The organism is Kitasatospora sp. NPDC041988 (genome assembly GCF_055588525.1).
This window is the reverse complement of record NZ_JBVJCO010000039.1, coordinates 38,602-63,541: the sequence shown is the minus strand read 5'-3', so window position 1 is coordinate 63,541 and position 24,940 is coordinate 38,602. Positions and strand designations below refer to the sequence as shown.

At 74.9% G+C, this 24,940-nt stretch carries 20 protein-coding genes; 13 read left to right on the top strand and 7 right to left on the bottom strand.

Annotation, left to right across the window (positions count from 1 at the left end; translation table 11 throughout):
* Positions 1 to 2: 2 nt before the first annotated feature.
* A complete protein-coding gene (locus ACZ6NC_RS31150) occupies positions 3 to 215 on the top strand; it encodes an EF-hand domain-containing protein (RefSeq protein WP_396319900.1) in 213 nt (70 codons plus the stop codon).
* Positions 216 to 368: 153 nt separating this feature from the next.
* Here the strand turns inward: ACZ6NC_RS31150 and ACZ6NC_RS31145 are convergent, their stop codons facing one another.
* Positions 369 to 2,579 (bottom strand): bifunctional glycosyltransferase/CDP-glycerol:glycerophosphate glycerophosphotransferase, encoded by a 2,211-nt coding sequence (locus ACZ6NC_RS31145; RefSeq protein ID WP_465737188.1) that lies wholly within the window; start codon positions 2,577 to 2,579, stop codon positions 369 to 371.
* Between the two features lie 704 nt (positions 2,580 to 3,283).
* Between ACZ6NC_RS31145 and ACZ6NC_RS31140 the strand changes: the two genes are divergently transcribed.
* Together ACZ6NC_RS31140 and ACZ6NC_RS31135 are read left to right on the top strand one after the other, a co-directional pair.
* Positions 3,284 to 3,550, top strand: a complete 267-nt coding sequence (locus ACZ6NC_RS31140; RefSeq protein ID WP_465737187.1) for a hypothetical protein — start codon at positions 3,284 to 3,286, stop codon at positions 3,548 to 3,550.
* 248 nt (positions 3,551 to 3,798) lie between these two features.
* The gene (locus ACZ6NC_RS31135) at positions 3,799 to 4,236 is read left to right on the top strand and encodes a YjbQ family protein (RefSeq protein WP_465737186.1); all 438 of its coding nucleotides are present in this window, start codon (positions 3,799 to 3,801) and stop codon (positions 4,234 to 4,236) included.
* A 126-nt stretch (positions 4,237 to 4,362) separates the two neighbouring features.
* On the opposite strand, the gene ACZ6NC_RS31130 is transcribed toward ACZ6NC_RS31135, so the two are convergent.
* Positions 4,363 to 4,977: a DUF1990 family protein gene (locus ACZ6NC_RS31130; RefSeq protein WP_465737185.1), complete on the bottom strand. Its 615-nt coding sequence runs from the start codon at positions 4,975 to 4,977 to the stop codon at positions 4,363 to 4,365.
* A gap of 111 nt (positions 4,978 to 5,088) precedes the next feature.
* On the opposite strand from ACZ6NC_RS31130, the gene ACZ6NC_RS31125 reads away from it, so the two are divergent.
* Complete coding sequence (locus ACZ6NC_RS31125; protein ID WP_465737226.1) at positions 5,089 to 5,448, top strand: hypothetical protein; 360 nt, start codon at positions 5,089 to 5,091, stop codon at positions 5,446 to 5,448.
* A 72-nt stretch (positions 5,449 to 5,520) separates the two neighbouring features.
* Here ACZ6NC_RS31125 and ACZ6NC_RS31120 read toward each other — a convergent pair whose 3' ends face one another.
* Positions 5,521 to 8,577 carry an AAA family ATPase gene (locus ACZ6NC_RS31120; protein WP_465737184.1) on the bottom strand — a complete coding sequence of 1,019 codons (3,057 nt, stop codon included), beginning with the start codon at positions 8,575 to 8,577 and terminating at the stop codon, positions 5,521 to 5,523.
* Positions 8,574 to 9,743: an exonuclease SbcCD subunit D gene (locus ACZ6NC_RS31115; protein ID WP_465737183.1), complete on the bottom strand. Its 1,170-nt coding sequence runs from the start codon at positions 9,741 to 9,743 to the stop codon at positions 8,574 to 8,576. The genes ACZ6NC_RS31120 and ACZ6NC_RS31115 overlap by 4 nt, the downstream gene beginning before the upstream one ends.
* 526 nt (positions 9,744 to 10,269) lie before the next feature.
* Here ACZ6NC_RS31115 and ACZ6NC_RS31110 point away from each other — a divergent pair.
* The 3 genes from ACZ6NC_RS31110 to ACZ6NC_RS31100 all read left to right on the top strand — a co-directional run bounded on the left by ACZ6NC_RS31110 (position 10,270) and on the right by ACZ6NC_RS31100 (position 13,293).
* Complete coding sequence (locus ACZ6NC_RS31110; protein WP_465737182.1) at positions 10,270 to 11,136, top strand: hypothetical protein; 867 nt, start codon at positions 10,270 to 10,272, stop codon at positions 11,134 to 11,136.
* 207 nt (positions 11,137 to 11,343) lie between these two features.
* Positions 11,344 to 12,144, top strand: a complete 801-nt coding sequence (locus tag ACZ6NC_RS31105; protein WP_465737181.1) for a hypothetical protein — start codon at positions 11,344 to 11,346, stop codon at positions 12,142 to 12,144.
* A 348-nt stretch (positions 12,145 to 12,492) separates the two neighbouring features.
* On the top strand, positions 12,493 to 13,293 hold the full coding sequence (locus ACZ6NC_RS31100) for an SGNH/GDSL hydrolase family protein (protein ID WP_465737180.1): 801 nt from the start codon (positions 12,493 to 12,495) through the stop codon (positions 13,291 to 13,293).
* A gap of 109 nt (positions 13,294 to 13,402) precedes the next feature.
* On the opposite strand, the gene ACZ6NC_RS31095 is transcribed toward ACZ6NC_RS31100, so the two are convergent.
* The 3 genes from ACZ6NC_RS31095 to ACZ6NC_RS31085 form a co-directional block, all read right to left on the bottom strand.
* Positions 13,403 to 14,281 (bottom strand): nitroreductase/quinone reductase family protein, encoded by an 879-nt coding sequence (locus tag ACZ6NC_RS31095; protein WP_465737179.1) that lies wholly within the window; start codon positions 14,279 to 14,281, stop codon positions 13,403 to 13,405.
* Positions 14,282 to 14,747: 466 nt separating this feature from the next.
* Positions 14,748 to 15,887, bottom strand: coding sequence for a polysaccharide deacetylase family protein (locus ACZ6NC_RS31090; RefSeq protein WP_465737178.1), 1,140 nt, complete (start codon positions 15,885 to 15,887; stop codon positions 14,748 to 14,750).
* Between the two features lie 248 nt (positions 15,888 to 16,135).
* Positions 16,136 to 17,968 carry an AMP-dependent synthetase/ligase gene (locus tag ACZ6NC_RS31085; RefSeq protein ID WP_465737177.1) on the bottom strand — a complete coding sequence of 611 codons (1,833 nt, stop codon included), beginning with the start codon at positions 17,966 to 17,968 and terminating at the stop codon, positions 16,136 to 16,138.
* Between the two features lie 543 nt (positions 17,969 to 18,511).
* On the opposite strand from ACZ6NC_RS31085, the gene ACZ6NC_RS31080 reads away from it, so the two are divergent.
* From ACZ6NC_RS31080 to ACZ6NC_RS31055, 6 genes are all read left to right on the top strand, one after another.
* The gene (locus ACZ6NC_RS31080; protein WP_465737176.1) at positions 18,512 to 21,385 is read left to right on the top strand and encodes a sensor histidine kinase; all 2,874 of its coding nucleotides are present in this window, start codon (positions 18,512 to 18,514) and stop codon (positions 21,383 to 21,385) included.
* A complete protein-coding gene (locus tag ACZ6NC_RS31075) occupies positions 21,382 to 21,801 on the top strand; it encodes a roadblock/LC7 domain-containing protein (RefSeq protein ID WP_465737175.1) in 420 nt (139 codons plus the stop codon). The genes ACZ6NC_RS31080 and ACZ6NC_RS31075 overlap by 4 nt, the downstream gene beginning before the upstream one ends.
* 8 nt (positions 21,802 to 21,809) lie before the next feature.
* On the top strand, positions 21,810 to 22,277 hold the full coding sequence (locus ACZ6NC_RS31070; RefSeq protein WP_148641785.1) for a DUF742 domain-containing protein: 468 nt from the start codon (positions 21,810 to 21,812) through the stop codon (positions 22,275 to 22,277).
* Positions 22,278 to 22,353: 76 nt separating this feature from the next.
* Complete coding sequence (locus ACZ6NC_RS31065; RefSeq protein ID WP_465737225.1) at positions 22,354 to 22,947, top strand: GTP-binding protein; 594 nt, start codon at positions 22,354 to 22,356, stop codon at positions 22,945 to 22,947.
* 830 nt (positions 22,948 to 23,777) lie between these two features.
* The gene (locus tag ACZ6NC_RS31060) at positions 23,778 to 23,906 is read left to right on the top strand and encodes a hypothetical protein (RefSeq protein ID WP_465737174.1); all 129 of its coding nucleotides are present in this window, start codon (positions 23,778 to 23,780) and stop codon (positions 23,904 to 23,906) included.
* A gap of 82 nt (positions 23,907 to 23,988) precedes the next feature.
* Positions 23,989 to 24,795 carry a winged helix-turn-helix domain-containing protein gene (locus ACZ6NC_RS31055; RefSeq protein ID WP_465737173.1) on the top strand — a complete coding sequence of 269 codons (807 nt, stop codon included), beginning with the start codon at positions 23,989 to 23,991 and terminating at the stop codon, positions 24,793 to 24,795.
* Positions 24,796 to 24,940 lie beyond the last annotated feature (145 nt).

Sequence of the window (24,940 nt, the reverse complement as noted above, 5' to 3'; positions counted from 1 at the left end):
CCATGGCAGACGTCGACACCATCCGCGCGGCGTTCGACAAGTACGACGTGGACGGCAACGGCCGGATCACCGCCGTTGAGTACGCCAAGGTCGCGCGCGAGCTCGGCGACCTCACCACGTCGATCTCGGTGGCCGAGGCCATCATCAAGCAGATGGACACCAACCACGACGGCGAGCTGACCTTCGAGGAGTTCCTGGCCGCGCGTCAGGGCTGAGCCGGGTCGGGCCGGCCGAGCCGGCCGAGTCCGCTCGGGCGGGGCTCCGGGACTCCCCGGGGCCCCGCCCTTCGCCTTTCCGGGCCCGCTCAGGGCCGGCCCTTCGTCTTTCGGGGCCCGCTCGGCCCCGCCCGGGCTCAGGGCCGCAGCGGCTCAGCCCCGGGTCGGGAACACCCGGCGGACCACCCGCTCCGCCGCCCCGCCGTCGTCCCACGGGCAGAACCGCTCGCGGAACCGAGCCCGCGCCGCCGGCTCCGGATCGCCCGCCAGCAGAGCCTTCGCCAGCCCGTCGGCGTCCACCGTCACCGCGCCCGGCGGCTGCTCGAACAGGTCGAAGTAGACGCCGCGGTTCTGCCGGTACTCGTCCCAGTCCGGCGCGAAGATCACCACCGGCCGGTCCAGCACCGCGTAGTCGAACATCATCGACGAGTAGTCCGTGACCAGCACGTCCGCCGCCAGGTAGAGGTCCTCCACGGTCGGGTGCGCAGAGACGTCCACGATCTCCGCCGCGTCCGCGCCCGCCGCCAGGTCGCCCGGGCCGCCGGTGTGGAAGTAGTGCGTACGGACCAGCAGGGTGAAGCCGGGCCCGAGCCGCCGGGCCAGCTCGCGCACGTCCACCAGCGGTACGTAGCCGCCCTTGCCCTCGCGGTGCGTCGGCGCGTACAGCACCGCCGTGCGGCCCGGCGTCAGGCCGAACCGCTCGCGCATCGCGGCCACTTCGGCCCGCGTGGCGTCGGCCAGCCGGTCGTTGCGCGGGTAGCCGGTGTCCAGCATCTCGTACCGGCCGGGGAAGGCCCGGGCGAAGTGCTCGCTGGTGTGCGGGTTGGAGGAGACCAGGAAGTCCCAGCGGTCGACGGCCTCCTGCAGCCGGTCGAAGTCCATCCCGTCGGCCGCCACCGGGTGGTCCTTCAGGTCCATCCCCATCGCCTTCAGCGGCGTGCCGTGCTGCGTCTGGACGTGCACCGTGCCCGGCCGCTTCGCCATGGTCCGCGGGAAGTTGACGTTGTTGACGAAGTACTTGGCGGTCGCCATCGCCTTCAGGTACGCGGGCGTGTTGACGATCACGTACGGCACCCCGGCCGGCAGTGTGGCCGCCTGGGTGCGGTTCTCCACCACCCAGACACCCCGGACGTCCGGCGCCAGCTCCTTCGCCTTCTCGTAGATCGCCGCCGGGCTGCACGCGTAACCCCGGTGCCAGTACGCCGCGTAGACCGCCAGGTGCTCGTCCAGCGGCAGCCGGCGGAACGCGTTGTACGCGGTGAACCGGGCGCTGCTGCGCACGCCCTTCTTGACCCCCTTCTTCACCGCGGGCGCCACGGCGCGCGCCCCGCGCTTGAGTTCGCGCGGCAGCCGCGCGGTGCCGCGCAGCTCCGCGTACGCGACCCGCGCGCCGCGCGCCGCCAGCCGGTACTGCACGCCGCGCAGGCCGGCGGGGAACCGGTAGCCGGCCGGGCGGTGGCGGGCGAAGTGCTCGGCGATCCGGCGGAAGAAGTCCTTGCGCCGCTCCACCGGGACGAGCCCGGGGGTGTCATAGACGGTGAGCGCCTGCTTGACGGTCCGGTCGAAGACGAGGGTGCGCAGTGAGTCCGGTACCGGGCGGCCGGGCCGGTCCGGGCGGTCCAGGAAGGCGAAGATCGCGTCGTACTGGGCGAAGGCGTCGGCGTGTTTGGGGGAGGCGGTGGAGGTGATCGCGCCGGCCCGGCCGCGCCGGTAGAAGTAGCAGGGGCGGTCGACGTAGCGCAGTCGCTCGGCGGCGAGCAGTGCGGGGTAGGTGACCGAGATGTCCTCGTAGAAGCCGCGCCCGAAGGAGACGCCGAGGCCGAGCAGGAACTCGCGGCGGAACACCTTGTTCCAGACCGACATCACGGTCTGGAACAGGGCCGGGTGCTCGGCGAGGGTGGCGCCGTCGGTCAGCGGGGAGCCGACCAGCACGTGGCGCCAGGGGTTGGGCTCCGTCCCGCCGTCCAGGTAGACGTGGGTGAAGTCGGTGAGCAGCACATCGGCCGGGGTCTCGCGCCGGTGCTCCTGGTCGAGCTCGTCGATGAGGGCGGAGACGGTGCCCTCGGGCAGCCAGTCGTCGCTGTCGACGAACCAGACGTACTCGCCGCGCACCTCGGGGAGGGCGGCCGTGCGGGCACCGCCGAGGCCCTGGTTCTCGGTGAGATGCACCACACGCAGCCGGCGGTCGCGGGCCGCGTACTCGTCCAGGATCGCGCCGCAGCGGTCGGGGGAGAGGTCGTCGACCGCGATCACCTCGAAGCGGGACTCCCCGGCGGGAGTGGCTTCCAGGATCGAGTCGAGGCAGCGGGGCAGGTAGCGCTCCACTCCGTGGACCGGGAGCACGATGCTGAGGAGGACTGGCACGCTGGCCGAGTCTACCGAGCGGGGCGGCGTCCGGGGCCGCTCGGGGCTTGCTCGGGGTCGGGGCCGGTGCTGGGGGCCGGAACCGCCGGTGCCGGGCCCCGTACGGGGCGGCACCGGCAGCCTGGTGGCGGCCCGGCCGACCCTCTACGGCCGGCCGCCGGTCCGGGCAACCTCCCGAGCCTGGCCACCGCAGCGTCGAGGCGGCCAGGCAGTGGCTCGGGGGAGCCGGAGATCATCATCGACCCTCATCGATGTTCATCAGTCGAACGCGCAGGTGAGCGGGAAGCGACCCTGTGCGGTCGATGAAGATATTGCTTGGAGGTTTCGCCCTAGTCAATCCCTCGATTGTGTTCACTTCCTGAAGTGATTGTCATAGGGATTTGTCGAGATAACGCCGCAGGGTGATGTGCGACCGCCAAGGGGCGGGCGCGGTGTGCGGACCGTGACCGGCGGTGACCCTGTGCGCCCGGCGCGTGCCTCCCGGGCAGGCGCCGGGTCCGTGACCCCGTGGCCCCGGTGACGTCCTGCCGGTCGTGCACCATCATTGATGCCTAGTCGTGACCGGGACGGGTGGCCCCTGGTGCGCCGTCAGTTGACGCCGCGCGATACGGTGGCGGGACACCAGGACGGTTGCGCGAAGGCCGTCTGTCACGGATAGTCTTCGCCTCACGGCCCTGGCGCCTCGTAGGGGTGGGAAAAAACTGATGGAACACATGCAAGTGCGGACTCGGCCCCGCGTGCCGGCGATCCAATGCGGTGTCGGCGCGACCGGCCGTCGGATCGACCGTCACCTGGCTGTGCTCGGCGCGCCCGCACTCCCGGTGGTGGACACCGCCGAGGCACTCGGGTTGATAAGGGAGCTGACGCCGCGCGGCGCCGGCGCCCCGACCGCGCCGCGCCGCCACGTGCGGGTGTCGCTGCTGGCGCCGTTGCGCCGGCTGCGGCGAAGCCTGTTCGGGAGTCGCGGCTAGGGCAGAACGCCCCCCGCGCCGACCGGCATCCGGCCCGACGGACCTCAGGGACCGTCGGGTCTTTGGTGTGTCCGCAGGCGATCGGTGGGCCCGGGCTCGGACCGGCCCGCGAGGCTCGGGTCGGCCGCGAGGCTCGGGTCGGCCCGCCGGCTGCCCCGAACCCGTCAGCCTACGACAGCTTGCCTCCCTGGCAAGGAGAGTCGGCGAGGCGGGCCGGCGCACCCCCGGGCGTGGGTGAGGATGACGTCATGGCGGACAACACCCACTCCAGCCCCTTCCACACCACCACCCTTGAGATCACCACGGGCAACCGTGAGGTCGCACTCGACATCACCGACCGCTGCGCCGCGTTCCTCAACGACCGGGCCGCCGGGCGTGACGGCCTGCTCAACGTCTTCGTGCCGCACGCCACGGCCGGCATCGCCGTTCTGGAGACCGGTTCGGGCAGCGACGACGACTTCCTCGCGATCCTGCGCGACCTGCTCCCTGCCGACGACCGCTGGCGCCACCGGCACGGCAGCCCCGGCCACGGGCGCGACCACGTCGTCCCCGGCCTGGTCGCCCCGCACGCCACCCTGCCGGTGATCGGCGGCCAACTCGCGCTGGGCGTCTGGCAGTCGGTCGTCCTGATCGACACCAACGGCGACAACCCGCACCGGACGGTCCGGCTGTCCTTCCTCGGCTGACGAGCGTGACGAGCGTGACGGACGTGACGAGCGCGCGGGCATGACGGGTGCGCGGGCGGGACGCGCTGAGGGGCTTCCTCGGCGGCCTGGCGGACCCCCGGCGGGCCGGCGGGCCTGCGGGCCCCGCTACCCGGCTTCTGCGGCCTCGCCCGGGGCGGCGGAGAGGTCGGTGGGCTCGGTGAGGGCGGAGAGGTCGGCGACGACGGCGGCCACCGCGGCGAGGTAGCGCTCGATCGCCAGGTACTGGCAGAGCACCGCCACCGGGCGGCCGAGCCGCGCGTACCAGGCGGCGAGCCGGGCGAACGCCGTCACCTCGAACCAGACCTCGCCCGCCGCGTCCATGCTCACCAGGAACGCCTCCTCGCCGCACTCCGGGTGCCCGGGCAGCGTCCCGTAGGCGAAGCCGATCCGGTCCGGTTCGTCCACCGTCCAGATCACCCGGCAGGGGATCACCACGCGGGGCCACCGCAGCCGGGGCGGGCTCAGCCGCAGCAGGACGGTCGCGCCCTCCTCGGCCGGGGCGTACGGGTGGACGGCGAAGCCGGTGCCGAGCTGGCAGCCCCAGCCGAGCACGTACCGCCCGGCCCGCTCCAGTACGGCGGGCCCGTGACCGAGGTGGATGCGCCGCCGCAGCTGTGCGTACCCGGCCGGCAGCCGGGGGCCCCGGGTGGCGCCCACCTCGGGGTAGCTGGGTGAGGCGGCGCGGGCGGAGGCCAGGATCTGGGCGAGGTCGGTGGGCACGGGGCCACCGTACGGGAGGCAGGAGAGCGGGAACGCCGCGGGTCCGGGTCCGTGGCCGCGGCCCCACGGGTGGCCTTGCGACCGGGTGGGGCAGCGGAGTAGGAAGGCGGCATGAGCAGCGAAGCAGCGGTGGCGGGCGGCCAGGTGGCGGACGACGCGGCGACGGTGGACGCGGCGGCAGGCGTGACGGCAGGTGTGACGGCCGGCGGTGTGACGGCGGACGACTCGCTGGTGGACGACCCGGTGGTGGACGCCTCGGTGGCGGACGGCGACAGCCTGGTGTGCGCCCTGGCGCCGGCCGGGGCCGAGACGGCGGAGGCCGCGCTGGCGCACGACCCCGGGCTGACCGGTCCGCGCGCCGACTGCGTGCTCTGCGGCGAGCCGACCGAGCTGCCCGCCGACCACCCGGGCACCACGCTCTGCCCGGTCTGCGCCTGGCAGCAGGCACAGCGGATCGCCTGCTCCGGCTGAGCTGTCGGCAGCTGTCGGTACCTGGCGCTACCTGTCCGTCGTTCCTGGGCTCCTGGTCTCCTCGGCTCCTCGTCAGACGTCCTCCCGGCCGGCCAGGGCGAGGGTGGAGCCGTGCCGGCCCTTGCGGACGAGCAGCTGCGCCGGGATTCGGGACTTCAGGTCGGCGACGTGGCTGACGATGCCGACCGCGCGGTCCCGCTCCCGGAGGCCGTCGAGGACGTCCATCACCTCCTCCAGGGTGTGTTCGTCCAGCGTGCCGAAGCCCTCGTCGATGAAGAGCGTGTCCAGCGGCATGCCGCCCGCCTCGTCCGTGACCACGTCGGCCAGGCCGAGGGCGAGGGCCAGCGAGGCGAAGAAGCTCTCGCCGCCGGAGAGCGTCGCGGTGTCCCGCTCGGTGCCGGTCCAGGCGTCCACCACGCGCAGTGCCAGGCCCGAGCGCTTGGTGCCGGTACCCCGGTCGTCGCTGTGGACGAGGGTGTACCGGCCGCCCGACATCCGCACCAGCCGGTCGCTGGCCGCCGCCGCCACCTGCTCCAGCCGTGCCGCCAGCACGTACGACTCCAGGCGCATCCGCAGCCGGTTCTCCGCCGAGGTGCCGGCCGCGAGGGCGGCGAGCCGGTTGATCCGGCCGAACCGGTCCAGCGCCGGGGCCAGCGAGGCGGCCAGCCCCGACAGCTCCCGGCCGATCGCCGCGAGCGCCTCGCCGCGCTCGCGGGCCGCCTCCTGCGCCGCGTGCGCCCGGCGCAGCCGGTCGACGGCGGCCTTGAGCCGGGACTGCGCGCCCGGAACGTCCGCCGGGGGGTGGGCCGCCGCCGCGGCCAGCTCCGGCTCGGTGAGCTGCTGCTGCGCCGCGGCCAGCTCCGCGTGGTAGCGCTTCAGCCGGCCGTCGAGCTGCTCGCGCTGCTCCCGCGGCAGCAGGACGGCCGCGGCCTCCTCCGCGCCCGGGAACCCGGCCGCCTCGGCGGCGCGGGCCAGCTCCCCGGAGGCCTCCTCCAGCCGCCCGGCCGCCACCCGCGCGGCCCGCGCCGCCTCGGCGAGCGCCGCCACGGCCCCGGCGAGGCGGGCCAGCGCCGCGGCCCGGTCGGCCACCGAGGGCGCGTCGCCCCGGGCGGCCGCGACCCGGCGGTCCAGCTCCTCCTGCTCGGTGCCGAGCGCCTCGATCCGGGCGGTGAGCGCGGCCGTGCGCTCACCGGCGTCGCGCAGCTCGGCGAGCCGGCGGCTCCGGTCGTCCGTCAGCCGCTCGATCTGGCGGGTGACCGGGCCCAGCCCCTCCGCCGACCGCAGCGCCTCCCGGCGCTCCTGCTCCAGCGCGGTGAGCGCCTCGGCGAGGGCCCCGGCGCTCTCGGGCCCGGCCGCGCCGGCGGCGGCCGCCTCGCGTACCTGGAGGCCCGCCAGCTCGCGTTCGGCGGCGTCGGCCGCCTGCTCGGCCGCCGTCTGGGCGGCCCGGGCACGCTCCTCGTCCGCCGCGCCGACCTGCCCGCCGGCCGGCCGGGCCGGCTCCGGGTGCTCCGGCGAACCGCAGACCCGGCAGGCCTCGCCGGACCGGAGCTGCGAGGCCAGCTCGGCGGCCATGCCGGTGAGCCGGCGCTCCCGGATGTCCTGGCTGTGCTCGCGGGCGTCCAGCGCCTCGGTGCGACGGGCGAGCGCGCGCGGCTCGGCCGCCCCGATCTCCGCCCGGAGGCCGTCCCGGCGCCGGGCGGCGGCCAGGCGCTCCGTCATCTCGCCGTGCCGGGCGTCCAGTTGCTCGACGCGGGTGCCGGCCGCCCGGGCGGCACTCTGCTCCTCCTGCAGCGCGGCGAGCCGGCCGTCGAACTCGGCCAGCCAGTCGGCCGCCTCCTCGGCGAGCTCCTCGGCCCGGCGCCGGTCCGCGTCCAGCGATGCCTGCTCACGGCCGAGAGCCGCGCACCGCCGCTCGTCGGCCTGGGCCGCCTCCAGCCGGACGACCTCGGCCCGCAGCCGGTGTTCGGCCGCGGCGAGCTCCTCGGCCCCGGCCCGGGCCAGCTCGGCGCCCCCGCCGCCGGGTGCGACGGCCAGCGCCGCCCGGCGGCGGTGCTCCTCCTGGACGGCCGCCCGGTGGGCCTCGGCGGCGGCTCGGCGCAGGTGCAGCACCGACTCCACCCCGACGGCCGCCTGGGCGTCGGCCAGCCGGCGGCGGTCGCGCTCGACCGCCGGACCGCCCTCGGTGAGGCGGGCCGCCTCCTGCGCCGCCGCCTGGTGGCGCCGCTGCCGGCCGGCCAGCTCTTCGGCCGCGGCCCGGGCGAGCTGGGCCGCGCGGTGGCCGGCCTCGGCACCGCCCAGCGCGGCGTCCGCGACGGCCAGCTGCTCGGCGGCGCCGCTGCGCAGGAGCGCGGCCCAGCCGAGCACGCCCGCGGTGAGGTCGGCGGCGTGGGCCGGACCGTCCTCGGCGGGCACCCAGCCGGCGGCCGGCTCGGCCTGCGGGCCGGCCGCCTGCTCGGCCTTGCTGGCCAAGTCCCGCAGGCGGCGGCGCCCGGCCTGGACGGCGGCCTCCTGGGCCCGCCGCTGCTCGGCCAGCCAGGACTCGACGTGCTGGAACCGCTCGGTGTCGAACAGCCGCCGCAGCAGCTTGCTGCGCTCCTCCGAGTCGGCCTTGAGGAAGCGCGCGAAGTCGCCCTGCGGCAGCAGCACCACCTGGCAGAACTGGTCCCGGCTCATCCCGACCAGGCGGTGGATCTCCTCTCCGGCCTCCTGGTGCGACTTGCTGACGGCCCGCCAGCCGGGCGTGGCGTCGCCGCCGCCGGAGGCGTCCGCGGACCACTCGCGCAGCAGCGTCTGGGCCCGCTCGACGGTCGTCCCCGTGCCGACCTTCTTCGGCCGCAGCTGCTCCGGGAGGCGGGTGATCTGGAGCCGCCGCCCGCCGAGCGTCAGCTCCAGCCGGACCTCGGTCAGCCGCCGGGGGTCGGCGTGGTCGCTGCGCAGCCGGTTGGCCCGGCGGGTGCCGGGCACCTCGCCGTAGAGGGCGTAGCAGACGGCGTCCAGCACGCTGCTCTTGCCCGCGCCCGTCGCCCCGCGCAGCAGGAAGAGGCCGCCGGCGGCGAGCGCGTCGAAGTCCACCGTCTCGGTGTCGGCGAACGGGCCGAAGGCGGTGACGGCGAGCTTGTGCAGCCTCATCGGGGCAGCTCCGCCTTCCGGTCGCCGGTCTCCCGGACGGTCTCGAAGCCCTCGCGCAGCCAGCCCAGCTCGTCCGGGTCCGGCTCGGCGCCGGGGCGGACGTGCCGCAGGAAGCCCTCGGCGATCTCCAGGTCGGCCCGCCCGCTCACCCGCGCCGCGTACGACCGGGAGGGGATGGTCTCGCTCTCCTCGGGGTCGAAGAGCAGCTGGAGGGTGTACGGGAAGCGCCGGCGCAGTTGCTCCATCGGCTCGCCGGGGCGGCCCGGGTCGGTCAGCGTCGCCTGCACCCAGGACTGCTCGTACTCGGCGTACCTCTCGTCGGTGAGCAGCTCGTCGAGCCGGCCGCGCAGGCAGGCCAGCGGGCGCGGCTGCGGGCAGTCGACCCGCTCGGCGGTGACCGAGCCGTCCGCTGCCAGGTCGACCAGCCACATCGTCTTGCGCTGCCCGGCCTCGGAGAAGGAGTAGGCGAGCGGGGAGCCGCTGTAGCGCAGGTGGGGGGCGAGCGTCTGGCAGCCGTGCAGGTGGCCGAGCGCGGCGTAGTGCACGCCGTCGAAGACGGACGCGGGCACGGAGGCGACGCCGCCGACCGCGATGTCCCGCTCGCTGTCGCTGGGTGCGCCGCCGGTGACGAAGGCGTGCGCCAGCACCACCGCGCGGGTGCCCTCCGGGCGGGCCGCGACATCGGCCCGGACGGCGTCCATCGCCGCGCCGAGCACCGCCGCGTGGCCGCCGCGCTCCAGACCGAACTGCTCGCGGACCAGCGTCGGCTCCAGGTAGGGCAGCCCGTAGACGGCGACCGGCCCGTGCTCGTCGGACAGCAGGACGGGCACCGCGCACTCGCCCGGGTCGGTCCGCAGGTGGATGCCCGCCCGGCCGATCAGGCCGGCGCCCACGCCCAGCCGGCGGGCCGAGTCGTGGTTGCCGCTGATGAACACCGTGGGCACGCCCAGCCCGGCCAGCCGGTGCAGCACGTCGTCGAACAGGGCGACCGCCTCCAGGCCCGGCAGTGCCCGGTCGTACACGTCGCCGGCGACCAGCACGGCGTCGACGTGCTCGGCCCGGACCACCGCCACGAGGTGGTCCAGGAAGGCGCGCTGGGCGTCGTGCAGGCTCTCCCGGTGGAAGGAGCGCCCGAGATGCCAGTCGGAGGTATGCAGCAGTCGCATGGTCCCCGACCCTAACGTCCTTCACTGACAACGCGGCTTGAACAGGGGGCTCGGAGGTCCCGCGCAGGCCGACCTCCGGTCGCTCTCGGTGGATTGTCGGTGACGGTGGGTATGGTCGCGATCGCCGGAGTCGCTCGGGAGTGACCGGCACGACCTCGTGGGAGGAACCATGTCCGTGCAGTCCCAGTTCTTCGACCTTGCCGAGCCCCTGGTGCGGCGGGTGCGCGCCCGTGCGGGGGCGGCTGCCGGTGGCCGGCCGGTGTCGTCCGGGAGGGTCGCCGGGAGGCTGCCCGGGGGAGTGTCCGCGCGGCGGCCGGGCCCGGGCGGGCCAGCCGGCGGTGGCCCCTCGGGCGGCCTCCCGGGCGGTCCGCCGGGTGGTCCGCCCTCCGACGGGAGGGGTGGCGCCCGGCCGCCGCGTGGCGGTGCGGGCGGCGGGGGCCGGGGCGGTCCCGTCGGGGGCCCGGGCGGGCCCGACGGCAGGGCGCGGCGCCGGGGCCGTGCGCGCGGCGCGCCGCCGCCGTTGCCGGTGGCGTTCGCGCTGGCCGTCCGCCAGGCCGACTTCGCCGGCCTGGCCCGCCACGGCCTGTTCGGCGGCCTCGCCTTCCGCGAGTACCTGCGCCGGACGGAGTCCCAGCTCAGGGCCCTGCGCGGACAGGGTGTCGAGGTGCACCTGCGGGTGCTCGACCCGGCCGACTACGAGGACTACTGCGAGGCCCTCGGCTTCGACCCCGCGGGCGCGGCCGCGCGCGTCGCCTACGCCGCCGACCCGGAGCTGGCCGGCGAGCCCTTCGTCTACGCGGGGGAGCGGCTGACCGAGCTGCTCCCGGCACTGGCCGACGACCACCGGGCCAGGGTGCGGATCACCATCGGCTGCACCGCGCTGCTGGACGCGCTCGGCGAGGGCCCGGCCGGGCGGCCCCGGCTGGTGGCGGTGATGACGTACGTCACCTCCGTCTACCTGGCGCTGGCCGAGGGCGCCGGCGAGGGGTGCCACCTGCTGACCCTGCGCTGCCACGGCCCGGAGGACGGCGAGCAGCTCACCACCGCCGCGGACGTCCGGGTCCGGGGCGGCTGCCTGCTCGACGCCGGCCGGGACACCGAGGCGTTCTGCGTCACGCTGGCGGCGGGCGTGGCCGCCGGTGGCGCGGGTGTGCTGCTGCTGCACGGCGATCCCGCCGCGCCCGGTGGGCAGGCTGTGCGCGGGTGGGCCCTGGAGGGCGGCCGGCTGGTGCCGATGACCGCCCAGGAGGTGTTCGACTCGCTCGCCGACGACGTCGGCCGGGGCCTGCCCTTCCCGCCGGGCGCAGTCCCGCTGCCGGGCTTCGCGCTGCCGGGCGCGGTACCGCCGGGCGGCGGCGGGGTTCCTGAGGAGGACGGTGGGGCCGTGGGCTGACCAGGTACTTCAGACCTCCGTGTCCACCAAGCGGCGCTGGGGACTGTTCATCGACCGCCTGTTCGGGGAAGATTTCGGGGAAGATCAACAGCAGGAGCCGGCGGTACCCCACGCCGCCGCTCCGGCCGCTCCGCCTCGAACCGCGCACCGCAGGTCCTCCCCGCGCACCGCCGGTCCGGCGAGCCCGATACCGAAAGGGGGGGACGCATGAGCCGGATCGAGTACAGCGCGGAGATCGCCGAGCTGCTCGGCAAGGTGCGACGGCGTCCCACCGCAGGCTGGCCCTGGCGGCCCGGCGAGCGGGTGCCCGACGGGCTGCCGGTCAAGCAGTCGTGGGGCTGGCTGTTCGCGCCGGACGGCCGGGTGCTGACCCTGGTCAACCCCAGGGACGGCATCGTCTCGCTCCCCGGCGGCTCGCTGGAGCCCGAGGACGCCGGCGATCCGGGCTCCGCCCTGGCCCGTGAAGCGGCCGAGGAGGCCCAGGCGTTGATCGGCACGCCGCACTACCTCGGCTACCTCTACGACCGGGTGGGCTCGGCTAACGGCGGGCACGAGTGCGCACGGGTGCGGATGGCCGCGGCGCTGCGGGCCGTCGGCCCCAGCGCGCCGGACCCGGCCTCGGGGCGGCACTACCGGCGGCTGCTGGTCGCGCCCGGCCTCGCGGTCGAGCTGCTCGGCTGGGGTGCGCCCGGCCTGCGGCAGGCCCGGGCGGCGGTGTCGGCCGGCGTCCGGTGGCTCGGCGTGCCCGCTGCCGCCAACGAGACGATCGAGGAGCTCCCGGCCGAGGGCTGCGAGGTCTTCCCGGGCGCGGTGTTCCCGGGCGCGGTCCACCCGGGTGGGGCCGGCTCCCACCCCGGCGCCGGGCCCACCGGTGCCGCCCATCCCGGTGCCGCCCATCCCGGAGCGGTTCACCCCGGTGCCGTTCAGCCCGGTTCAGTACACCCCGGCGCCGTTCACCCCGGTGCGGCCCAGCGGGGCGCCGGTGCGACCCACCCCGGCGGGGAGTGAACCGCCGGCTGAGCGCCGCGCGTCGAATCCGGCGAGGCAGCACCCCTGACTGACGGTCAGGGAATCGAGCCGGAGGCCGGAGGGTGCTCCACGGTGGCATGCCCGTGGACCCCGCCGCCGGACAGCCGGACGGCCCCCCGAACGAGTCCGGTCCTCCGAAAGAGTGACTTGCGGTGAGGCGCCCCAGGGGCCTCCGCGGGCGCGTGACCAGCGCACTTCCCCCTGCTCGCAGAGCAGTTCACCTCGCGGTCGTCGGACTGACCGTCAATTGCCTTGGCATGACCACTTCCCGGGATACCTACTGCCTGGTATCAAATTCTGTGACTCACGTCACTCCCTGGAGGTGTCATGCTGCGCCCCACCCGCTCCATGTCCGTCGCCGCCTTCGCGGCGCTCCTCACCCTGTCCACCCTCTTCACTGCCTCGTCCGCCCACGCGGCCGGCGTCAACTACGCCGCCCTGGGTGACTCCTACGCTTCCGGTGTCGGCGCCGGCAGCTACACGGGCGAGAGCGGAAGCTGCAAGCGGAGCACCAACGCCTACCCCTACCTCTGGAAGAACGCACACGCGCCGTCGTCCTTCTCCTTCGTCGCCTGTTCCGGAGCCAGAACCGGCGACGTACTCAACAACCAGCTCTCGGTGCTGAACTCCGGCACCACGCTGGTCAGCATCAGCATCGGCGGCAACGACGCGGGCTTCGCCAGCACCATGCAGACCTGCGTGCTGGACTCCGACAGCGCCTGCCTCAACGCCGTCGCCACCGCGAAGAACTACGCCACCAACACCCTGCCCGGCCAGCTCGACCAGGTCTACGCGGCCATCCACGCCAAGGCCCCCAACGCCCACGTGGTCGTGCTGGGCTACCCCCACCTCTATAAGATCGGCGGCAGCTGCATCTTCGGCATCGGCGACACCAAGCGCTCCGCCATCAACAGTGCGGCGGACGTCCTGGACGGCGTCATCGCCAAGCGTGCCGCCAACGCGGGCTTCGCCTTCGGTGACGTCCGGAGCATCTTCACCGAGCACGAGATCTGCGGTTCCAGCACCACCTGGCTGAACAGCACCACCCTGCCCATCGACGAGAGCTACCACCCGAAGGCCTCCGGTCACTCGGGCGGCTACCTGCCGGTGTTCTCCGCGCAGGTGTAGCCGGACCGGAGCCGGGCGCCCGCCGGCTCCGGCTCCACCTGCCGGTTCCGGCCGCGTCCCGCCGGTCCCTTGCCCCGTTGTCGGGGCGGGGGCCGGCGGGTGCGGCGCCTCAGCGGCTCGGCGGGAACGGGATGCCGGCGAGCACCGGCAGTAGCTCCTGCTCCTCGTAGTCCAGATGCGCCTCCAGCTCGGCCGACATCCGCGCCAGCTCCGCCCGGAACCGCTCCGGTTCGGCCACCCCGATCCCGGCGAGCAGCCCCACCAGCTCGTCCTTGATCCGGCCGACCGAGCGGTGCTCCTCGCCCAGCCGCGCGAGCGTCTCCCGCAACTGTGGGTGGCTCCGCGCCAGCGCGGGGAAGATCGCGGCGTCCTCGCCGGTGTGATGGTAGGTCAACCCCTCGCAGAGCGCGAGGCAGTGCTGCCGGATCTGCAGCCCGAGGCCCGGCGGCCGGCCGTCGCCCGCGGGCCCGGCCGCGAAGTGGGCCTCGGTCTCCGCCCGGACGTGCCGCAGTTGGGCGCGCAGCCAGGTGTGCACCTCCAGCAGCTTGTCCGCGAGGTTGGCCACCTCACGCGGCTCGGCCGCGGACTGCTCCAGCACCACCACCGGCAGCACCCGCGCGGTGTGCGCCTGGTAATCGCCGTAGCCCGGCGCCACCCGCACCACCGCTTCGAACAGCCGGTCCCGCCGGGCGCCCTCGGACGGCACCGCGACCGCCTCGAACACCTCCGTCCCGAGCTCCACCCGCACCACCGGCCGGGCGAGCAGGTTGCGGTACCACTGCGGGTGCACCGTCGCCCCGGCCGCCGAGGCGACGACCAGCAGCAGCCCGTCCGCCCGTACGTACCCGAGCGGCACGGTGTGCTCCTGCCCGGACCGGGCGCCGACGGTGGTCAGCAGGAGCAGGTCCCCGCCCTCGAACGGGCCGCCGACCTTGCCGGCGTTGGCGCGGAATTCCTCGATGATCGCTTGATTGAAAGACATGGGCATACGCCTGTGGATTCTCCGAACGTGAACATGGGGAGCGAAAGGCCACAGGCGGCGCTGTACAGAGCCGTACAGAGCTGTACAGGGCTGCACGGATCAGCACAGAAGTGCAGAGCAGTGCAGCAACGCGTGAGCAGGCGGGAAGGCCGGAGCCGGATGGCTCAGCAGCCGAGGACGAAAGCCGGCACGCGAACGCCGCCGCAGCCGCTGACGTCAGACAAGGGGAGCGGAGTAGGTACTCATCGCGCATCGTCCCTCTGTGAAAGGTGCCCGCTCGGCTGTCGGCCGGCCCAGTTCTCTTTGGCCGACGCCGCGCTGCACGCCTCACATTAGAGCCACCCGCGCCGCCGCCTGTCAACGAGCAAGATCGCCGAGCGCGCCGGCCGGCGTCGGCCCGGTGCTCCGGGTGGAGGTTCCAAGGGGCCGCTCTGCCGGTCCCCCCGGGAGCGGCGGGGCGGCCCCACGGCGGTCAGTGCAGGTAGGACGTCAGTCCGGCGGGCTTGAGGCCGGCGGCGTCGGCGGCGGCGAGGGCGCGCTGGAGGTCGGTGGCGAGGGTGTCGGTCCAGTGCATCAGGACGACGTCGCCGGGCGACAGGGGGCCCTCGTGCCAGATGTTGGAGGCGCCCCAGCTGAAGTCGGCGTCGGCCGTCAGGACGGTGCGGATGCCGCAGTTGGCGGCGGCCTGCAGGGTGTCGGAGTTCCACGTGAAGTACGGCGGGCGGAAGACGGTCGGGGCGGTGCCGAAGATGCGGGTCAGGGAGTCCCGGGCGTCGCAGATCTCGACCTGCTGCTCGGCGGGCGAGAGCGTGGTCAGGTCGGTGTGGGAGACGCTGTGGTCCTGGATGGACGAACCGGGGACGGCGGTGACGCGCCGGAAGAAGTCGGGGTCGGTGGCGGCCGGCATCGGCAGCGGGAAGGCGGTGATCGGCAACTTGTGGTCGGCGATGAACCTCTCCGCCCCGGGGGTACGCTGCCAGCCGTCGTCCACGGTGAAGAAGACCACCTTGTCGCTGGTCGGCACCGAGCCCGAGCCGGTCGCGGGGGCGGGGGCCGGGCCGTCCACCCGGACGTCGTCGACGGCGAACGGGCCCTGCTGGTACCAGCCGTGGACGTAGAGCCGGACGGTGCGCGCGTCGGGCCCGGTGGTGAACCGGGTGGTCAGCCGCTGCCAGCCGCCGTCGGTGGTCTCGGTCCAGGCGGGGGCGACGTCGCGGCCGGTGCCGGTGGCGCCCAGGTGGACGAAGTTGCCGCGGACCCAGGCCGAGGCGGTGTAGGCGGTGCCGGGCTGGACGGAGACGGTCTGGGCGCACTCGCCGTTGGAGTCGGCGCCCGCCGGGGTGACGGCGAGGGCGGAGCCCCCGGAGTGCGGGGCGGTGGTCGTGACGGCCGCCTCGGCGGGGCCGCCGGTGCAGCGCCAGCCGGGGACGCTGCCCCAGTCGGCCAGCGAGGAGGCGGGGATCTCGAACCCGGGGTTGGTCGCCAGGTTGACCGTGGGGGCGGCGGGGGCGACAGGGGCGACGGGAGCTGCGGGCTCGGCGGACGCCGGGGCGGCGAGGCCGCAGACGGCGAGCGACGCGCAGGCGGCCAGCGCGGACAGGCGTGAGGACATGGACACGTGAGGACTCCTGCGTGGGGGCCGTGGGGGCCGTGGGGGACCGCGCCCGTGGGGAGGGCGGATGGAACGGGGTGGAGCGCTCCCCGAGGGATGGGAGCCAACGGCGTGCCGCACTCGGACCGTGGCAGAACAATGGACTGGACCACTCGGATCGTCAAGGGAACGGCGGGTGAACCGCGCGTCCCCGCGCGCCAAAGCCGAAGAAGCCATCCACCGTGCCGCAAAAGGGACAAGACGCACCGTCAGGGTGCGTACAGCTCCTCGATGTCCTGCCCGTAGTACTCCGTGATCGCCGAGCGCCGCAGCTTCAGCGACGGCGTCAGCAACCCCTGCTCCAGGCCGAACTCCCGTGGCAGCAGCCGGAACGCGCGGATCGACTCGGCGCGCGAGACGGCGGTGTTGGCGGCGCCCACCGCCCGCTGGATCTCGGCGTGCAGCTCCTCGTCGGTGAGCACCGCCCACTGGTCCAGCTGCTCGCGGCCGTGCGACTTCAGCCAGTGCGCCAGCGCCGCCGGGTCCAGCGTGATCAGCGCCGCCACGTAGGGGCGGTCGTCGCCGACCACCAGGCACTGGGAGACCAGCGGATGCGCCTGGACCCGCTCCTCCAGGGCGCCCGGGGCGAGGTTCTTGCCGCTGCTGGTGACGATCAGGTCCTTCTTGCGGCCGGTGATGGTGAGGTAGCCGTCGTCGTCCAGGCTGCCCAGGTCCCCGGTGCCGAGCCAGCCGTCGTACAGCGCCTCGGCCGTGCACTGCGGGTGGTTGAGGTAACCGTCGAAGACGCCGGAGCCGCGGACCCAGACCTCGCCGTCGTCGGCGATCGCCACGGTGGCGCCAGGCACCGGCCGGCCGACCGTGCCGACCTTCTGCCGCCCGGCCGGGTTGGCGGTGATCGCGGCGGAGGTCTCGGTGAGGCCGTACCCCTCGTACAGGTCGAGGCCGATGCCGGTGAAGAAGAGGCCGAGCTCCCGGCTGAGCGAGGAGCCGCCGCACATCACGCCGCGCACCCGGCCGCCGAGTACCGCCCGCAGCCGCTGGTAGACGGTCCGCTCGTACGCCAGGTGGCGCAGCCGCAGCTTGGGCCCGGGCCCGGGGCCGTGGCCGAGCGCCCGCTGCTCGCGGGCTGCGGCCCACTCGACGGCCACCTGCCGGGCCTGCTCGAAGAGTTCGCCGCGTCCGGACTCCTCGGCCGACCGCCGGGCCCGCTGGAAGATCTTCTCGAAGATGTACGGGACGACGTGCAGGAAGGTCGGCCGGTAGGAGGCCATCGCGGGCAGCAGGGCCTCGGTGGTGACCTCGGGGACGTGCCCGATCCGGAAGCCGCCGCGGACCGCCGCGACCTGCACCATCCGGCCGTAGACGTGCGCCAGCGGGAGGAAGAGCAGGGTGGACGGCTGGCTGCCGCAGCCGGTGGCCCGGAGGACGTCGCCCCAGCCGTCGAGCAGGGCGTCGGCCGCGGCGGCCAGGTTGGCGTGGGTGAGCAGGCAGCCCTTGGGCCGGCCGGTGGTGCCCGAGGTGTAGACGACGGTGGCGATGTTCTCCGCCGCGACGCCGAGCCGCTGGCGGTGGACGAGCGAGTCCGGCACCCCGCGACCGTCCTCGGTGATCGCGGCGACGCAGCCGCGGTCCAGCTGCCAGATCCCGGTGAGGTCCGGCAGCGCGTCGCAGACCGCGCCGACCGTCATGGCGTCGTCCTCGTCCTCGACCAGGCAGGCCACCGCCTGGGTCTCGGCCAGGATCCAGCGCACCTGCTCGGGCGCCGCCGTCGGGTAGACCGGGACGGGGATCGCGCCGATCGACCAGAGTGCGTAGTCGAACAGTGTCCACTCGTAGCGGGTGCGGGACATCAGGGCGACCCGGTCGCCGTAGCGGACGCCGCGGGTGAGCAGGCCCTTGGCGAGCGCCAGCACCTCGTCCCGGAAGGCCGTCGCGGTGACGTCGCGCCACTCCTGGCCGGCTTCGTCCAGGCGGGCCAGCTGGACCAGTCCGGGCGTGCGGTCGGCGGTGTCGTAGAGCGAGTCGGCCAGTCCGCCGCTGGCCGGGGGCCCGGCCGGTGCGGGGGTGGTGAACTCGCGCACATTGCCCCCGATCCCGTTGCGGCCCCTGCCTGCCGGGCCCGTTCGGGCGTCCGGATCGGCGGTGCGCTGACCGGTCGGGCAGGTGGGAGCGAAACTATCGGATTGCTCTGTCACTGCCCAGGGTTGTGACCGTGACGCGACGAGATCGGCACCGGCCCGTAGGCAAAGTGCCGCAGGGGGTCGCGGCCGGAGCGGCGTGGGACGGGCGGGGGAGGGGTGAATCCGGGACGTCCGGGATGATCCGGACGGGATCGGGGCGAGGGGGAGGGGAGGACGGGTTCGACCCTCGAACGAGTGGTCAGGGCGTAGTAGGCTCTCGCAGACCTGCGGCCGGGAGCTCCCGGCCAGGCCTGATGTGCCCGTCGCCCGCCCGCCGGATCCGCCTGCCCGATCCGCCTGCTCTGTCCGCCCGCCCTGTTCGCCCGATCGACCCACCCGGTCGATCCGCCCGTCGCCTCCCCGACCCGCCCTGCCGACCCGCCGCCCCGACCGTCCCTCGAACCGCTCCCCGTCCGCGCCTGGCACTTCCCGACCGAGGACTCCATGCGTCTGCGCAGCAGCTCGATCCGCGCGAAGATCATCGCGCTGCTCCTGGTGCCCATCGTCGCTCTCACCGCCCTGTGGGCCTACGCGACGCTCGCCACCACCGGAGACGTCTGGAGCCGACTGGAGGTCAGCAGTACGTACAAGGAGTTCGGGACGCCGGTCGACCAGTACGCCGCCGACCTGCAGAACGAGCGCCGCGCCGCCGTCCAGCGGCTGGCCGACCCAGGCTCGCGGGCCGCCCGGGACGCCTTCGAGCACGCCCAGGCCGTGACCGACCAGGGCCTCGCCGTGCTGCGGCAGAAGAAGGACAGCGGCGGCAGCCGGCTCGACACCGCGCAGCGCGGCCGCTACGTGCAGATCCTCGCCGCCGCCGACCAGCTCGCCCCGCTGCGTGGCCAGGTCAACCGCGCGGCACTCAACTGGGAGTTCGCGCTCGGCCAGTACAGCGACCTGATCAAGCCCACCTTCAGCTTCCGGTCCGCCTTCGTCGCCCGGCAGAGCGGCCAACTTCCGCGCCAGGGCACGATCCTGATCGAGTTGGCGCGCGCCCGCGAGTACCTCGCGCAGGAGGACGCGGCGATGGAGGGGCTGCGTACCGCCATCGGGCGGCCCACGGCCGAGCAGTACCAGGTCGCGCTGGACGCCCTGCACAACCAGCAGGCGCTGTTCACCGTCTACATCGCCGAGCTCGAACCGGCCGACCAGACCGACTACATCGCCCTGCGCGGCGGCGAGGCCTGGGCGGCGCTGGCCCGTGCCGAGGCGGACTTCGTCGGCGCGGGCGGGCCGGACCGGGTGGTCCAGGCGATCAACGGCGACTCCTGGCGGGAGACCGCCGATCGGGCCCTGGGTGACCTCGCCGCGATCAACACCCGCCTCTCCGTGGCGATCGGCGACCGCGAACGCTCCTACGCCATCGGCATGCTCTGGCGCGGCGGCATCGCCGGTGCGATCGGCCTGATCGCCGTGGTGCTGTCCGTGATGATCTCCTACCGCATCGGCCGCGGCATGGCCCGCGAGCTGATCGGCCTGCGCAACGCGGCCAACGAGCTGGCCGGCACCCGCCTGCCCTCGGTGATGCTGCGGCTGCGCAGGGGCGAGGCGGTGGACGTCGCGGCAGAGGCGCCGGAGCTGGAGTTCGGCCCGGCCGAGGTCGGCCAGGTCGGGCGGGCGATCAACGCCGTGCAGCGGGCCGCCGTCGAGGCCGCCGTGGAACAGGCCGACCTGCGGCGCGGTGTCTCCGCGGTCTTCGTCAACCTGGCCCGGCGCAGCCAGGTGCTGCTGCACCGCCAGCTGACCCTGCTCGACACCATGGAGCGCCGTACCGAGGACCCGGCCGAGCTGGAGGACCTCTTCAAGGTCGACCACCTCACCACGCGCATGCGCCGCCACGCCGAGGGCCTGATCATCCTGGCCGGCGGCTCGCCCGGCCGGGCCTGGCGCAAGCCGGTGCGGATGGTGGACGTGGTCCGCGCCGCCGTCGGCGAGGTGGAGGACTACGCCCGGGTGACCGTCCGGCCGTTCCCCGGCACCGGCCTGCTCGGCAGCGCGGTCGCCGACGTCACCCACCTGGTGGCCGAACTGGTCGAGAACGCCGCCGTGTTCTCCCCGCCCAACACCCAGGTGACCGTCCAGGGCGAGGTGGTGGCGCACGGCTTCGCGCTGGAGATCGACGACCGTGGCCTCGGGCTGAGCGAGCAGGCGCTCGCCGAGATCAACGAACGCCTCGCCGTGGAGCAGGAGTTCGACCTCGCCGACACCGACCGGCTGGGCCTCTTCGTGGTCAGCAGGCTGGCCCGCCGGCACGGCATCCGGGTCCACCTGCGGCCCTCGCCGTACGGGGGGACGACGGCGGTGGTGCTGATCCCGCGCGAGCTGCTGGCGGAAGCGCCGGACGGACTGCCGGAGCCGCCCTCGGCGGGGAGCGTCGGTGCTTCGGGCGCCGCCGGGGCTTCCGGTACGGCCCAGCGTCCGGTGCCCGCCCGGCGGGGCCAGCGCGACCTGGTCGCGGTGCCGGCGCTGAGCGGCGAGGGCGACGACGACCGTGACGGCGGCGAGGCGGGTGGCGGCCCGGGTGCCGCGGCCGGCCAGGGCGGCCGACACCGGGTGAGCGGTGGGCCGCGCCCGTCGGCGGCCGAACCGGCCCGTACCCCGGGCGGCCTGCCTCGGCGCTCCCGGACCAAGGGCGGTCCGGTGCTGGTGCCGACGCCCGCCGACGAGGACTCTCCGGGCACCGGCCGCCACCGCCGCGAGGACATGGCCGCGCCCGCCCCGGCCGCGGTACCCGTTTCCGCGCCGGCCGCGGTACCAGCGCCTGCCCCGGCCGTGGTACCTGCGCCCGTGCCGGTGACCTCCGGCACCCCCGGCACTGCCGGCGCCGCTCCGGCGGGCCGCGCTCCGGCGGGCCCCGGTCCGCTGCCGCGCCGGGTGCGCCAGGCGAGCCTCGCGCCACAGCTGCGCGAGCGCGCCGCCCAGGACACCGGGCAGGGCGCCGGTGGTGGCGAGACCGCCCGGGAGCGCTCGCCCGAGGAGGCGCGGGCGACCTTCGCCTCGTTCCAGCGCGGCTTCACCCGGGGTCGCGGCGCCGGGGTCACCGCCGGCACCGGCACCCCGCCGGCGAGCCCGCCCGCCCGGCCCGTCGCCGTACCCGCCTGGCTGCCTCCGGACCCGGCCCGCCGGGCGATCAGCCCGGCGCCCGCCCCGGCTGCGCTGCCCGCTCCGCCCGCCACCGGCTCGGCGCCGCTCGCCCGCCGCGTGCCACCCGCACACCCGGCGCCGCGCGCGGCCCGGACACCGTCGTCAACACCCTCACCATCCGCAGTACCCGCAGTACCCGCACCACCCGCTCCAGCGGAAGGAACAGATTCATGACCACTTCGACGCAGTCATCCGGGGACCTCAACTGGCTCCTGGACGACCTGGTGGGGCGCGTCGCGGCCCTGCGGCACGCGGTGATCCTGTCCAGCGACGGGCTGGCCACCGGCGCCTCCCGCGACCTCGACCGAGAGGACGCCGAGCACCTCGCCGCCGTGGCGGCCGGCTTCCACAGCCTGGCCAAGGGCGCCGGCGGCCACTTCAAGGTCGGCGGTGTCCGCCAGACCATGGTGGAGCTCGACGAGGCGTTTCTCTTCATCACCGCGGCCGGCGACGGCAGCTGCCTGGCGGTGCTGAGCGAGGCCGAGGCCGACATCGGCCAGATCGCCTACGAGATGGCCCTGCTGGTCAAGCGGGTCGGCGAGCACCTGGCCGCCGAGCCGCGCACCGAAGCCGCCCCGCCGGGGAGATGAGCGGCCCGATGGCGGAGGAGGAGCCGACGCGCGAACAGGACGACCCGGGCGGGGACGAGCCCGACGTCGACCTGTTCCAGCCGCGCACCCCGGTCGACGACCGCTGGTTCGACGACGACGCCGGGCCGGTGGTGCGGCTCTACTCGATGACCCGGGGCCGCACCCGGCCGGTCGAGGACGGCCTGTTCGACCTGATCTCGCTGGTCACCGCCGCCGAGCCCGGGCCGGACGCGGGCGCCGTGCCCGCGCACGTGCTCGACCCGGAGCACCAGACCATCCTGGCCTGGTGCCGCCGGGAGCCGCTGTCCGTCGCCGAACTCGGCTCCTACACCGACCTCCCGGTCAGCGTGGTCCGTGTCCTGCTCGGCGACCTCTACGACGCCGAGCTGATCAGCGTCACCCGACCCGTTCCGCTCGCCGAGCTGCCGGACGAGCGCCTGCTGCGAGACGTGATCAATGGACTCCGTGCGCTCTGACCACCAGCCCCGCGAGGAACACGAGGAACACGAGGACCAGGAGGGACGCCAGGGAGACGAGCAGGCCGAGGGGCGGGTGAACGCCGGCGACCCGCAGTGGCGGGGCGGTCCGGGCGTCGCCGTGAAGATCCTGGTCGCCGGCGGCTTCGGCGCGGGCAAGACCACCCTGGTCGGCTCGGTGAGCGAGATCCGTCCGCTGCGCACCGAGGAGGAGCTGAGCGAACTCGGCCGCCCGGTGGACGACACCTCGGGTGTGGAGGCCAAGCGCACCACCACGGTGGCCATGGACTTCGGCCGGATCGACCTGCGGCCCGGGCTCGCGCTCTACCTGTTCGGCACGCCGGGCCAGGACCGGTTCTGGTTCGTCTGGGACGAGCTGGCGCGCGGTTCGCTCGGCGCCGTGGTGCTCGCGGACACCCGCCGGCTGGCGGACTGCTTCCCGTCGGTGGACTTCTTCGAGCAGCGCGGCATCCCCTTCGTGGTGGCGGTGAACTGCTTCGACGGCACCGAGGCGTTCGCGACCGAGGAGGTCCGGGACGCGCTCGACCTGGACCCGGGCATCCCGGTGGTGCTCTGTGACGCGCGCCGGCGCGAGGACGGGAAGGAACTGCTGGTCACGCTGGTCGAGCACGCCGCCGAACGACGCCGGCGCGCCCCCGCGCGGGTCTGACGAGCGTCCAGGTCCGACGGAGGGGCGGCCGACGGTTCGACAGGCGGTCGGACCGACGGTCCGGCCGGCGCCCGGGTGGCCACCGTCTCATCCGGGCGTCCGCATCCCGGACGTTCGGCGGCCAGGAGGTTGCCTTGACCGGCGCGGCGTGGAAGGCTCTGTCCTCGAAGGCCGCCCGGACCTGCTGTCGGGATGTCTCAGGACGCCCGCAGGGGTGCCGCGCAGACGCCGCGGTTGCACCGCGGCGCACCGCGACGATGTACCGCGTACCGCAAGGGGCGTCCGGCCAAGGGCGTCCGACAAGGGATGTCCGATAAGGGATGTCAGGCCAGGACATCCGGCCAGGACGTCCCGCCCGGGCGTTCGGCAACCAGGGGGAAGGGGCAGTACCGTGATCGTCGACCAGCGACGCACAGCCGCCGTACCCGTCCCCGCCCCGGTCACTCCGGCGCTGACGATCCGCCGGTACATCGACCATGCGCTGATCTGCAGCGCCTGTTGTCGGTGACGGACCAGCCCGTCCCCGCTGTTCCGACGGATCTCCCGGCCGGCCCCGCGCGCCTCGCTCCCTCCGGTTGCCAAGCCATCGCCACCCCGTCCAGTTCCTGACGATCCGTCAACTCGTCGTCCCGGCCGCATCGGACGTCTCCCCGTCCGACGTGTCACCGTGGCCCAGGCCCGCTTCGCGGAGAGCACCAGTGAACCTCGTCTTCCCCACGTCCACCCCCGCCGCCGTCGCCGGCAGCAGAGCCGTCGCCGGTCCTGTTCGCGCGGCGGGGGCGATGCACCGAGTGCGGAGCAACGGTCCGTTCACATGGTTGAATGGGCGCATGAACAACGTCGTGGACAGCAGCCGAGGTCACCTTGACCTCGAGCCGTTCTGGCCGTCCCGGCAGCCGCACCTGTTCGACCAGACGTGTCCGGGCTCGCCCAGCGCGTCCCGGCACTCCGCCCGCTGACCTCGGATCAGCCCCCGGCAGTACGCCCGGTCGACGCGCAGACGACTCCACCCCGTCCGTCACGCGCGAAATGAGCGGCACCATGTCTTCTTCCTCCACGGCCACCCTTCCCCTGCCCGCCGCGACCCCGCACCTGCGCGCGGTCCGCTCCGTCCCCTCGACCGCCGACCGATGGCACGGCCAGCACCAGTCCGGTCCGCAGCTCCCTGCCGGTCCGCAGCACCCGTCCGTCCAGCAGCACCCGGCAGCCGCCCAGCCGCACACCGCGGCGGCGGCGGGTGTCCCGGCCCCGCAGGCGCCGCCGGCCCTGCTCGCCGCACTGCCGGAGGGGGCCACCGTGGTCGCCGCCCTCCCGCAGGGCGCGCTGCCGCAGGCCCTGCTCGCCCAGTACGGCGCCCAGTTCGGTGCGCAGTTCGGCGGTGCGAACGGTCACCCGATGGTCGGGTACCTGGTGCTGGTGCCCGCCGAGAGCGGGGCGGCTCCGGCCAACTCGTCTTCTTCCGCCGTGACTTCGGCGGTCTCCGCCGCTGCCGGTGCCGCCCGGGTGCCGTCGGCGGTCCCGTCCGCCGGGCCCGCCGCCGTCCGCCCGGTCCGGCCCGCCGGCCGTGGCATCACCGTCGACGTGGAGCGCCGTAACGCCTACGTCGACGGGCGGTTGCTCGACCTCACCTACCTGGAGTTCGAGCTGCTGGCGCACCTGACGGAGCACCCGCAGCGGGTCCACACCCGCGACCACCTGGTCTCCGCCGTCTGGGGCTACGGCCACGTCGGCGACGGCCGCACGGTGGACGTGCACGTGGCGCGCCTGCGTCGCAAGCTCGGATCGGCCTACCGGGAGAGCATCGTGACGGTCCGTCGGGTGGGCTACAAGTACACCCCGGTGGCGTGAACCCGGGCGCGGCCACGCGCGCGAGCCGCTGCTGAACCCTGCCGGGGGGGGGGGGGGGGGGGGGGGGGGGGGGGGGGGGGGGGGGGGAGAGGAGGGGGGGGGGGGGGGGGGGGGGGGGGGGGGGGGGGGGGGGGGGGGGGGGGCG

What these genes read in the sequence shown, in the direction of transcription:
- ACZ6NC_RS31135 (WP_465737186.1), top strand. Translation starts at nt 3,799, where the DNA reads ATGGCGGACAACACCCACTCCAGCCCCTTCCACACCACCACCCTTGAG.
- ACZ6NC_RS31140 (WP_465737187.1), top strand. Translation starts at nt 3,284, where the DNA reads ATGGAACACATGCAAGTGCGGACTCGGCCCCGCGTGCCGGCGATCCAA.
- ACZ6NC_RS31075 (WP_465737175.1), top strand. Translation starts at nt 21,382, where the DNA reads ATGACCACTTCGACGCAGTCATCCGGGGACCTCAACTGGCTCCTGGAC.
- ACZ6NC_RS31095 (WP_465737179.1), bottom strand. Translation starts at nt 14,281, where the DNA reads ATGCCCATGTCTTTCAATCAAGCGATCATCGAGGAATTCCGCGCCAAC.
- ACZ6NC_RS31150 (WP_396319900.1), top strand. Translation starts at nt 3, where the DNA reads ATGGCAGACGTCGACACCATCCGCGCGGCGTTCGACAAGTACGACGTG.
- ACZ6NC_RS31125 (WP_465737226.1), top strand. Translation starts at nt 5,089, where the DNA reads ATGAGCAGCGAAGCAGCGGTGGCGGGCGGCCAGGTGGCGGACGACGCG.
- ACZ6NC_RS31120 (WP_465737184.1), bottom strand. Translation starts at nt 8,577, where the DNA reads ATGAGGCTGCACAAGCTCGCCGTCACCGCCTTCGGCCCGTTCGCCGAC.
- ACZ6NC_RS31080 (WP_465737176.1), top strand. Translation starts at nt 18,512, where the DNA reads ATGCGTCTGCGCAGCAGCTCGATCCGCGCGAAGATCATCGCGCTGCTC.
- ACZ6NC_RS31105 (WP_465737181.1), top strand. Translation starts at nt 11,344, where the DNA reads ATGAGCCGGATCGAGTACAGCGCGGAGATCGCCGAGCTGCTCGGCAAG.
- ACZ6NC_RS31115 (WP_465737183.1), bottom strand. Translation starts at nt 9,743, where the DNA reads ATGCGACTGCTGCATACCTCCGACTGGCATCTCGGGCGCTCCTTCCAC.
- ACZ6NC_RS31100 (WP_465737180.1), top strand. Translation starts at nt 12,493, where the DNA reads ATGCTGCGCCCCACCCGCTCCATGTCCGTCGCCGCCTTCGCGGCGCTC.
- ACZ6NC_RS31055 (WP_465737173.1), top strand. Translation starts at nt 23,989, where the DNA reads ATGTCTTCTTCCTCCACGGCCACCCTTCCCCTGCCCGCCGCGACCCCG.
- ACZ6NC_RS31060 (WP_465737174.1), top strand. Translation starts at nt 23,778, where the DNA reads ATGAACAACGTCGTGGACAGCAGCCGAGGTCACCTTGACCTCGAGCCG.
- ACZ6NC_RS31090 (WP_465737178.1), bottom strand. Translation starts at nt 15,887, where the DNA reads ATGTCCTCACGCCTGTCCGCGCTGGCCGCCTGCGCGTCGCTCGCCGTC.
- ACZ6NC_RS31070 (WP_148641785.1), top strand. Translation starts at nt 21,810, where the DNA reads ATGGCGGAGGAGGAGCCGACGCGCGAACAGGACGACCCGGGCGGGGAC.